General features: G+C 59.6%; 8 protein-coding genes. 6 read left to right on the top strand and 2 right to left on the bottom strand.

Going from position 1 to position 9,136, the window contains the following annotated elements:
• Positions 1–217 precede the first annotated feature (217 nt).
• The 5 genes from FKV25_RS06595 (at position 218) to FKV25_RS06575 (ending at position 7,219) form a co-directional block, all read left to right on the top strand.
• The gene (locus FKV25_RS06595) at positions 218–3,805 is read left to right on the top strand and encodes a methylmalonyl-CoA mutase family protein (RefSeq protein WP_141517998.1); all 3,588 of its coding nucleotides are present in this window, start codon (positions 218–220) and stop codon (positions 3,803–3,805) included.
• 120 nt (positions 3,806–3,925) lie between these two features.
• Positions 3,926–4,456: a HEPN domain-containing protein gene (locus FKV25_RS06590; RefSeq protein ID WP_141517997.1), complete on the top strand. Its 531-nt coding sequence runs from the start codon at positions 3,926–3,928 to the stop codon at positions 4,454–4,456.
• Positions 4,453–6,099, top strand: a complete 1,647-nt coding sequence (locus FKV25_RS06585) for an ATP-binding protein (protein WP_141517996.1) — start codon at positions 4,453–4,455, stop codon at positions 6,097–6,099. The genes FKV25_RS06590 and FKV25_RS06585 overlap by 4 nt, the downstream gene beginning before the upstream one ends.
• Before the next feature lie 232 nt (positions 6,100–6,331).
• Complete coding sequence (locus tag FKV25_RS06580; RefSeq protein WP_141517995.1) at positions 6,332–6,565, top strand: DUF2188 domain-containing protein; 234 nt, start codon at positions 6,332–6,334, stop codon at positions 6,563–6,565.
• 9 nt (positions 6,566–6,574) lie between these two features.
• Entirely contained in the window at positions 6,575–7,219 is a 645-nt protein-coding gene (locus tag FKV25_RS06575; RefSeq protein ID WP_141517994.1) for a hypothetical protein, read from the top strand.
• Between the two features lie 96 nt (positions 7,220–7,315).
• On the opposite strand, the gene FKV25_RS06570 is transcribed toward FKV25_RS06575, so the two are convergent.
• Positions 7,316–7,849 (bottom strand): REP-associated tyrosine transposase, encoded by a 534-nt coding sequence (locus FKV25_RS06570; RefSeq protein WP_141517993.1) that lies wholly within the window; start codon positions 7,847–7,849, stop codon positions 7,316–7,318.
• Between the two features lie 112 nt (positions 7,850–7,961).
• Here FKV25_RS06570 and FKV25_RS06565 point away from each other — a divergent pair, with 112 nt between their 5' ends.
• On the top strand, positions 7,962–8,174 hold the full coding sequence (locus tag FKV25_RS06565) for a hypothetical protein (protein WP_141517992.1): 213 nt from the start codon (positions 7,962–7,964) through the stop codon (positions 8,172–8,174).
• Positions 8,175–8,266: 92 nt separating this feature from the next.
• Here FKV25_RS06565 and FKV25_RS06560 read toward each other — a convergent pair.
• The coding region (locus tag FKV25_RS06560; RefSeq protein ID WP_141517991.1) for an SOS response-associated peptidase family protein at positions 8,267–9,136 on the bottom strand (870 nt) is incomplete at its 5' end.

Raw genomic sequence — 9,136 nt, 5'->3', positions numbered from 1 at the left:
CGCCACGCAGGCGGTGGCCTCGCGGTGAAGCGCGTCGGCGCGGGCGCGGGTGTCGTTGGCCGGGGGCGTGTCCATGGCCCACAGCCTACCCGCGATGCCGCGCGCCGCGCAGCCCGGGCGCGTCCGTGGCGGCGAGCGCCATACGCCTTCGGACGGGGAGGGGCATGGGGCGACACGCTACAATCGTGCAATTGACCCGAACGCATTGAGTCGCCCCATGAGCACGCCCGCCAGCCAACTCCCCCAGGCCGACAGCCCGGACATCGACCCGAGCACCACGCCGCTGCGCTTCGTCACCGCCGCCAGCCTGTTCGACGGCCACGACGCCGCGATCAACATCATGCGCCGGCTGATCCAGGGGCAGGGCGCCGAGGTCATCCACCTCGGCCACAACCGCTCGGTCGAGGACGTGGTCCGCGCCGCGCTGCAGGAAGACGCCGACGGCATCGCGCTGTCGTCCTACCAGGGCGGCCACGTCGAGTACTTCAAGTACATGGTCGACATGCTGAAGGAACGCGGCGCCGGCCACATCAAGGTCTTCGGCGGCGGTGGCGGCACCATCACCCCCGAGGAGATCAAGGAGCTGCAGGCCTACGGCGTCGAACGCATCTACCACCCCAACGACGGCATGCACATGGGCCTGCTGGCGATGATCGAGGACGTGGTGCGCAGGGCGAGTGAGGGCCGGGATTCGTCATGGGTTATGGGTGATTCGAAAGAGCGGGAGATGCCCGCCATCGACGACGAAATCGGCATTGGCCGGATGCTGAGTGCCATCGAGGATGGCGCTTTCAGCGAGTCCGAGCTTGCGATGATGCGCAAGGCCTGGGCGAATCCCCATCGCTCCGAAACACAAATCACGAATCACCCATCACGCACGGGCGCCACGCCCGTGATCGGCATCACCGGCACCGGCGGCGCCGGCAAGTCCTCGGTGACCGACGAGCTGCTCAACCGCTTCCTGGCCAGCTTCCCGGAGATGCGCATCGCGGTGATCTCGGTCGACCCGACCCGCCGCCGCACCGGTGGCGCGCTGCTGGGCGACCGCATCCGCATGAACTCGCTGCGTTCCCCGCGCGTGTACATGCGCTCCATGGCCACGCGCCGCCAGCACGCGGCGACCAACGTCGTGCTCAAGGACTCCATCGCCTTCCTCAAGGGCCTGGGCTACGACCTGGTGATCGTCGAGACCGCCGGCATCGGCCAGAGCGACTCGGAGATCGTCGACCTGGTCGACTTCCCCATGTACGTCATGACCAGCGACTTCGGCGCGCCCAGCCAGTTGGAGAAGATCGACATGCTCGATTTCGCCGAGCTGGTCGTGCTCAACAAGTTCGACAAGCGCGGCGCCGAGGACGCCCTGCGCGACGTCCGCAAGCAGTGGAAGCGCAACCGCGTCGCCTTCGACATGAAGGACGAGGACGTACCGGTCTACCCGACCATCGCCAGCCAGTTCAACGACCCCGGCGTCAGCTGGATGTTCGCCAGCCTGTGTCGATTGATGAAGGAAAAATGGGGTCAGAGTCATTTTTCGGACGAGGCCGAGCGCCAGGGTGGAGGTACGGGTTCGAAAAATGACTCTGACCCCATTTTCTCCCCCCACTGCGACTTCACCCCGGACATCGACACCTCGCTCAAGGAGCCGCGGGCCACCGTGCTGATCCCGGGTAGCCGCGTGCGCTACCTGGCCGAGATCGCCGAGCAGGGCCGCGCCATCAACCGCCAGATCGAGACCGCCGCCGAAATCGCCGACCGCGCCCAGGCCTGCTGGCAGGCGCTGGAAGCGCTGGAAGACGCCAAGCTGCCGAAGGCGCTGGACCTGTTCGATGCCGAAGACCTCACCGAGGGCGGCGACGCCACCCTTTTGACCCTGCGCCAGCGCTACAACGACGCCGTGCAGTCGCTGTCGTCCGAGGCGTTGAAGCTGCTGCGCGAGTGGCCGGCGCGCCTGAAGTCGATCACCGACGAGGTCAACGAGTACAAGGTCCGCGACAAGACCATCCGCGTCGAGAACTACCGCGAGTCGCTCAGCCACCAGATGGTGCCCAAGATCGCCGCGCCGACCTACAAGGCCTGGGGCGAGCTGCTGACCTTCCTGCAGAAGGAAAACCTGCCGGGCGCCTATCCGTACACCGGCGGCGTCTACCCCTACCGCCGCACCGGCGAGGACCCCATTCGCATGTTCGCGGGCGAGGGCACCCCCGAGCGCACCAACCGCCGCTTCCACTACCTCAGCGTCGGCCAGCCGGCCGCGCGCCTGTCCACCGCGTTCGACTCGGTCACCCTCTACGGCGAGGACCCGGCCCCGCGCCCGGACATCTACGGCAAGATCGGCAACTCCGGCGTCAACATCGCCACGCTCGACGACATGAAGAAGCTGTACTCCGGCTTCGACCTGTGCGCGCCGACCACCAGCGTGTCGATGACCATCAACGGCCCCGCGCCGATGATCCTGGCGATGTTCATGAACACCGCCATCGACCAGCAGGTCGAGAAGTACCTGCGCGAGGACCAGGCGCGCTGGGACGCCGCCCACGACACCATCGAGAAGCTGTTCGAAGGCAAGAAGCGCCCCGAGTACTCCGGCAGCCTGCCCGACACCAACGACGGCCTCGGCCTGGGCCTGCTCGGCGTCACCGGCGACCAGGTCGTCGATGCCGAGACCTACGCCCGCATCAAGGCCGAGACCCTCAAGACCGTGCGCGGCACCGTCCAGGCCGACATCCTCAAGGAAGACCAGGCCCAGAACACCTGCATCTTCAGCACCGAGTTCGCCCTGCGCATGATGGGCGACATCCAGCAGTACTTCGTCGACAAGGGCGTGCGCAACTTCTACTCGGTGTCGATCTCCGGCTACCACATCGCCGAGGCCGGGGCGAACCCGATCAGCCAGCTCGCCTTCACCCTGAGCAACGGCTTCACCATCGTCGAGTACTACCTCGCGCGCGGGATGAAGATCGACGACTTCGCGCCCAACCTGTCGTTCTTCTTCTCCAACGGCATGGACCCGGAGTACACCGTCATCGGCCGCGTCGCCCGCCGCATCTGGGCCCGCGCCATGCGCGAGCGCTACGGCGCCAGCGCCCGCAGCCAGATGATGAAGTACCACATCCAGACCAGCGGCCGCTCCCTGCACGCGCAGGAGATCCAGTTCAACGACATCCGCACCACCCTGCAGGCCCTGTACGCGCTGTTCGACAACTGCAACAGCCTGCACACCAACGCCTACGACGAGGCCATCACCACGCCCACCGAGGAATCCGTGCGCCGCGCCGTGGCCATCCAGATGATCATCAACAAGGAGCTGGGGCTGAACTTCTGCGAGAACCCCTGGCAGGGCAGCTTCATCGTCGACAAGCTCACCGACATCGTCGAAGAGGCCGTCTACAAGGAGTTCGAGGCCATCAGCGAGCGCGGCGGCGTCCTCGGCGCCATGGACACCATGTACCAGCGCGGCAAGATCCAGGAAGAAAGCCTCTACTACGAGCACAAGAAGCACGACGGCAGCCTGCCCCTGGTCGGCGTCAACACCTTCCTGCCCAAGGACCACGGCGGCGACATCGTCACCGAGATCGAACTGATCCGCTCGACCGAAGGGGAGAAGGGCCAGCAGATCGACAACGTCGCGGGCTACCAGAGCAACCGCAATGGCCTGGCCGACGACGGCCTGAAGTTCCTGCAAGCCACCGCCCGCGAGCGCCGGAATGTGTTTGAATCCCTGATCGAAGCCGTCAAGACCCACAGCCTGGGGCAGATCAGCCATGCGCTGTATGACGTGGGTGGGGAGTACAGGCGGAATATGTAAAGATCAGTTGAACTGATCTTCAAGTTTGTGTTTCCTGGTGTCGGACAAGTTTTCCTTTATCCTTGGAGCCGACTCAGTTGCCGACCAGTGGGTTGGTCGATTCCTTTGGGGGGGAGGGAGATGCCAAACGCGATTCAGGCCAAACAAAGAATCTACCTCGAAGTCGCAAAGGCGAAGAAGGAAGATCTCAACAAATGGAAGCGGGGCGTTTCGATTGAGCTTAGGGCAGGTGAGACAATCGGAAGTTTGGCCAAGAAGGCCTATGAGTTCCGTGTGCGTTTGGCGGCTTCTTTCCTTAAGGATGCTCGAAGGGAGGCTTCTCGGGCAAAACCATGCTACAGAATCGTTATTGGGCGTGGTTACTACGCTATGTATCACGCTGTTAGAGCGCTCGTGTACTTGAGGCATGGAGGTGACGATCACGAGTCACATTCGACGGTTGCGAGGAATCTCCCCGATGATTTCCCAGATCGCGCTGATTGGATAAATAGGTTTGGTAATGCCAGGCTGGATAGGAACAGGGCGGACTATGATCCATTCCCGCTTCGAGATGCATCCTATAAGGCGGCCGCGTTACGAGTCCTCAGTGACGCATCGGAGTTGTCAGATGTGATCATGGCATACCTGCAAAGCAAGGGGGTGACAATATGAGCTACGAAACCGCAGGTGTCGATTCTGAGTTTGTCACTCAGTGCTTTAAGGAGCGTGGAATAGAGCCGCTTTCCGTTTCTGTTAGGAGCTTTCCTGGAGAGACGATATTCATCTGCGAGGTTGTTGCAGACGACTTTCAGTGCGCGGTGAGTGTTGCTGCCGAAATTTCAGATCGCCTCGATGGGGCGTTCGTTACTGTAAGGAAAGGTTCTGTTTCAGAAGAAAGGGCGCTGGCAGCAAAAGTTGAATCTCTGGCTGATCCACGAATCACCGATCTGATCGAACTATTAAATTCGCGATCTCGAACTTCTGAACATCAGCCTAGCTTGCGATATGTTCAGGACGTGACGTCTCGGCTTAATGTGTGCACCGCGAGGCGTCACAATCTCATTTTTGGAAGGCGCGGTGTCGGCAAGACCGCTTTAATGTTGGAAGCAAAATCACATGTTGAGAAGCGGGGAGACGCTACTTTTTGGGTTAACCTTCAAGCCCTAAGGCAAGTTTCAGCCGACATGGCGTTTCTGCACGTTGCCTCGAGGCTATCAGACTTGCCGGCCACTGTTTTTAGCAATTACAAGTCTTTGCCAAAGTCCATTGAACTCGCTCGTGACATTCGTAGCCGTGCGGAGAAGTTGTTGGACCTGGATAAGGTCAAGCCAGAGCGGGTCGGGAATCTTGTTCCGGCGATCCAAGCTTTCGTCGGGCTCTTGAATGCCGAATCGCAGCGCGCGCTCTATCTATTCGTGGACGACTTTCACTATCTGAGAATCGACGAGCAAGCTAGGTTCTTGGATCTGCTGCATGGCGTGACCCGTGACAATAACTCATACATCAAGGCGTCTGGGATCAAGCATCAAAGCCGTTGGTTCACTGATAACCCCCCGGTCGGACTTCAGACGACCCACGATGCCGCAATTATTGACTTGGATGTGACTCTAGAGAACCCTTCGAAAGCGAAGGAATTCTTGGTGGATATTCTTCAGACATACGCTACTGAAGTGCACCTCAAGAATACAAAGGCCGCATTCTCAGGGTCAGCTGCCGATCGGTTGGTAATTGCGTCAGGCGGTGTGCCTCGTGACTTCTTGATTTTATGTGCTACCACGCTTCAAGTCGCCCGTGAAAGAGCAAAGGCTCGTCAAGCCGGCGTGCAGGACGTAAATGAGGCCGCTGGCAGAGTGTCGCAAGTGAAGCTTACGGAGCTTGAGGAGGATGCTGCATCCTCTGGTAAGAGTCACGCGAAGATCGTCCTTCAATCATTGGCTTCTCTTAGAGACTTCTTGTTGCAGCGAGAGCGGGCGACGTACTTCAAGGTTGACTTTGCGGATAAGGAACAAAATCCACGCTTGTATGCGGTGCTGCAGAGTCTGATGGATCTCAGGTTGGTTCATCTGATCAGCTCTAGCTTATCGGATGAGCGTCAAGCTGGTCGTCGGTATGAGGTTTACGCGCTCGACCTGAGTCAGTTTTCCGGCGCACGATTGCGCTCCAAGTTGAAGGCGCTGGACCTGATCGGTGGAAAACTGGTACTTCGCACCACTGGGTCGAATGACGCTCCAAAGGTTGGGGATAGCTCTCATGCTTTGTTGAGCATTCTGCGTCGTGGTCCGACTATGTCGCTCGAAATTCTTCAGGCTGACTGAGATTTTTGCTGCTAACGGGAGCATCCAGGTAGAAGGGGGCGGAGTGGACTGCTCCGGCTTCCACAGTCGGTTACTCAGGATGCAAGCCTGACCAGATCAAAGGCGGCGGAGCTATTTAAGTATATTAAATTGCCTCCTACCTCAGTCCCCTTTTGATCCGGTCCCTTTAATCTCAATGCAAGCTGACTCCGCCGCGGCTAAAACGCATCTTTGATGTCCAAGAGGTAAGGTTATGGTCAAGAAGACACAACATGTTGTGAAAAACCCATCAGGGGGTTGGGCCGTTAAGAAGGGCGGCTCGACAAAGGCAACGAAGGTGCACAGAACGCAGGAAGCGGCAATCAAGCATGGCCGTGACATAGCTAAGAGTCAGAAGGCCGAATTCTATGTTCATGGTAGAGATGGCCGAATTCGAGAGAAGGATAGCTACGGTAAGGATCCTCTCCCTCCTAAGGACAAGAGATAGGCCGCACCTGTGAGCTTCGATAGGAATGTATTTGTAAATTGCCCGTTTGATGAAGATTTTCGTCAGATATTGCTGGGGATCGTTTTTACAATCATTTATTTAGGTTATATCCCTCGACTTTCGCTAGAGAAGTCTGACTCTGCAGATTCGCGGATTCAAAAAATTTTGAATTTAATAAAGGAGTCTAGGTTAGGGATTCATGATTTGTCGAGAATTGTCGCTAGTGAGAAAGATGAAATTTATCGGATGAATATGCCCTTCGAACTCGGAATCGATTACGGATGTAGGAATTTTGGCGGTGGAAAGTGGGCGGGTAAGAAGATTCTTATTCTAGAGAAAGAACGATATAGATTTCAGAAATCAATATCCGATTTGTCGGGATCTGACATCAAAGCTCACAATGGCAAAGTGGATAAGGCTATCATTTCGGTTCGCGACTGGTTGGTTACTGAGGAGCTAGGTCGGGCCGATAGCGGGGCTAGGGTCTGGGATAAGTTCAATGACTTCAATGCATTTCTGTACGATGAGGTCGTCGAGAAAGATGGCCATAAATCGATTGAAGACGTGCAGATCTCAGAAATTGTGCATCACATGAAGTCTTGGTTGAAGCCGGCGAAGGGGATGCCCGCGAAACAGGGGTCAGAGGGCCCGTAGGGCGCATTAACCAACGGGCAATGCGCCGAACGAGGTATCCGAAGCCGCGTCCATCCGGCGCATACGCCTTCGGCTAATGCGCCCGACCAACGCCGTTCAATCGTCGTAGGGGAGGGTGCTCGATTTCACCTCGCCACCCCAATCGACGGGATACATCCCAGCCGCGACGCATCGGTGGAAGGTGGAATGTGGCCAGTCAATGACCCGCGTCACCAGGCGATGCTTGACCGGGTTGATATGCACGTAATCCATGTGGGCGCGGTAGTCGGCGTCGTCGCGGATCAGGTGCTCCCAATAGCGTCGCTGCCAGATGCCGCGTTCACCGCGCTTGCAACGCACGGCGGACCGTCGCTCGGTCTTCGGGACGCCCTTGGAGAAGCTACCCTTGATCAAACGCCACCGCGTGGCGAAGTCCGCGTCTCCCTGCGGCAGCTCAATAACGCAATGCAGGTGGTCGGGCAAGACCGCCCAAGCGTGGATGCGGAACGGATGCCGGTCTCGTACCTCCTCCACGACCCGCCGGAGCAGTTGGATTTCCCGCACCAGCAGGTCATTGCCGCGTCGCTCCAGCAGGTTGACGGTGAAGAACCAGGTGCCGCCCGGGTGCCATGCGCGTCGGTATTTCGGCATGTCGCGTCCTCCTTGACGCTGGGGGCTGGTGCAATGCCCTTTGGTTATTGCACCCTACGAGAACTGGGGAATCTGGGTGGTCCAAGCGCTGGGGAGTGCCATGGCTGAGCGGGTGAGCAACAAGGAGATCGTGATTGGGGCCGCAAAGGCACTTCCATGGTTGTTGCTTTTGTTTGTTGTGTGTGCGATTGCGCGCAACCGCCTACAGACGCTGAACCTTGATTGGTTGAATCCATTTCTGGGGTTTCTGTTTTTTGTCGGCGGCGCGCTCATAATCAAGCGCTTCCTGGGTGCGGTGCTTTCGAGGTTGCAGGACGAGGGGTGAAGAGGCACCAGGGCAACGCGGAGAATCAAAGGGGACGGAGGTAATTAAATCTCCCCTTTGATCTCGCCTGCTGAGCCTTCATATGGCGCGCCTCACGCAGCCAGGCGATGCTCGTAGAAGGGATGCCGCTTGTCGTCGAAGATCGCGTATAGCGCGGCGAGATCGCCCGGGTCGGGCTGCAGCCAGGCGTCCAGGTGCTCGGGCTTGATGTTGATGATGGTGCGGTCGTGGCCGGTCGCGGCGACCTCGGGCTCTGGTTCGTCTGTGATGGCCGCGAACGACAGCAGGTCCGGTTCCTTGCCCGTGGGGTCGGTCCAGTGGGACCAGAGGCAGGCCACCAGCATCGGCTCACCGGTGCGTGGCTCGAACTCGAGGACCTGGTTGGCGCCGTCCGGTCCCTCGACGTTCTCGTAGAACCGGTCGGCGACCATGATCCCGTGGCTGTAGCCGAACTGGCCCTTCCAGAAGCCCTCCAGGTTGTCCCGCCTGGCGTTGTAGGTGCCCGGGTACTTCCGGTCGTAGACAGAGGGCTTGCCCGCCGGCCGGCACTGATAGCGCATCAGCTTCACCTGGCGCTTCCCGTCCTCGATCACCAGCACCGGGCAGTAGACCCCGGGGTAGATCCGGTGGTCCTGCTCCGACGCCTTCCCGGCGATCGCGTCCAGCCGGCGCCGGGCCGCCTTCACCTTGTTCGTGCCGATCCGCACGTCCTCAGCGGCCTTCTTCGTGGCCTTGGACTGCAGGGCCCGCTCGCCATCGGCGACGCGCTTGCGTTGATTGAAGAGTTCCCGGGTCAGGTCGTCGACCTCGGTGGCATCCCACTGGCGGATGAGCTCGGCCACCTCGGGTGGCCCGTGATCGAGGATATCGCGCTCCGCCGCGCGCGGGACCTTGGGCCGGCGACCCACCGGCCGGCCATCGTCGCCCCAGTACGTCTTCACATAGGTCTCGATGTCCATGAT

The organism is Marilutibacter aestuarii (assembly GCF_006546775.1).
Lineage (GTDB): Bacteria > Pseudomonadota > Gammaproteobacteria > Xanthomonadales > Xanthomonadaceae > Marilutibacter > Marilutibacter aestuarii.
This window is presented reverse-complemented; position numbering and strand designations above follow the sequence as displayed.

Bases quoted from the DNA above. Each gene is read 5' to 3' on its own strand.
- FKV25_RS06595 (WP_141517998.1), top strand. From the start codon at position 218: ATGAGCACGCCCGCCAGCCAACTCCCCCAGGCCGACAGCCCGGACATC.
- FKV25_RS06590 (WP_141517997.1), top strand. From the start codon at position 3,926: ATGCCAAACGCGATTCAGGCCAAACAAAGAATCTACCTCGAAGTCGCA.
- FKV25_RS06585 (WP_141517996.1), top strand. From the start codon at position 4,453: ATGAGCTACGAAACCGCAGGTGTCGATTCTGAGTTTGTCACTCAGTGC.
- FKV25_RS06580 (WP_141517995.1), top strand. From the start codon at position 6,332: ATGGTCAAGAAGACACAACATGTTGTGAAAAACCCATCAGGGGGTTGG.
- FKV25_RS06570 (WP_141517993.1), bottom strand. From the start codon at position 7,849: ATGCCGAAATACCGACGCGCATGGCACCCGGGCGGCACCTGGTTCTTC.